We start from the raw sequence: 1,121 nt of genomic DNA on the forward strand, positions 1-1,121 counted from the left end.
CGACTTCGATCCGGATTTCTTCGGGATCGGCCCCAACGAGGCAACGATGATGGATCCCCAGCAGCGGTTGCTGTTGGAGGTGTCGTGGGAGGCGTTGGAGCGCGCCGGTGTCGATCCGGCGGTGCTGCGTGGCAGTTCGACCGGTGTCTTTGCGGGTGTGATGTATCACGATTACGCGCAGGGGACCGGGAGTAGTGCGATCGGTAGTTTGGTGTCCGGTCGGATTGCCTACACGTTGGGGTTGGAAGGCCCGGCGGTGTCGGTGGATACGGCGTGTTCGTCGTCGTTGGTGGCGATGCATTTGGCGGCGCAGTCTTTGCGGTCGGGTGAGTGTGATTTGGCGTTGGCCGGTGGTGTGACGGTGATGGCGACCCCGGAGACCTTTGTCGAGTTCAGCCGTCAGCGGGGTCTGTCTGCGGATGGTCGGTGTAAGTCGTTCGCCGATGCGGCTGATGGGGTGGGCTGGTCCGAGGGTGTTGGCGTTCTTGTGTTGGAGCGTTTGTCCGACGCCCAGCGGAATGGCCATCAGGTTCTTGCGGTGATTGCTGGTTCGGCGGTGAATCAGGATGGTGCGTCGAATGGTTTGACCGCGCCGAATGGTCCGTCGCAGCGTCGGGTGATTCGCCAGGCGCTGGCGAATGCTGGGGTGGCTGCGGGTGAGGTCGATGTGGTGGAAGCTCACGGCACCGGCACCACTTTGGGTGATCCGATCGAGGCCCAAGCGTTGTTGGCTACCTACGGTCAGGACCGCGATCCGGATCGTCCTATGTGGTTGGGGTCGTTGAAGTCCAATATCGGTCATGCTCAGGCTGCTGCGGGTGTGGGTGGTGTGATCAAGATGGTGATGGCGATGCGGCACGGGGTGCTGCCCAAAACGCTGCATGTCGATCAGCCGTCTACGAAAGTGGATTGGTCCGAGGGTCATGTCCGGTTGCTGACCGAGCCGGTGGCGTGGCCGGTGACTGATCGGCCGCGTCGTGCTGGTGTGTCGTCGTTCGGTATCAGTGGCACGAATGCTCACGTCATCATCGAGCAAACACCGGCTGTAGCGGTGGAGCCGGTACCAGTGGTCAAGACCGTCCTGGCTGGTGGAGTGCTGCCGTGGGTGGTCTCGGCGCGTA

The 1,121-nt window shown here is 62.4% G+C and carries 1 protein-coding gene; it reads left to right on the plus strand.

All coding sequences use genetic code 11. From position 1 onward, the window contains the following. On the plus strand, nt 1-1,121 hold a 1,121-nt coding region (locus AB0H61_RS39050), incomplete at both ends, for a polyketide synthase (RefSeq protein WP_357314001.1).

The organism is Nocardia sp. NPDC050710 (assembly GCF_040654375.1).
Taxonomy (GTDB): Bacteria; Actinomycetota; Actinomycetes; order Mycobacteriales; family Mycobacteriaceae; genus Nocardia.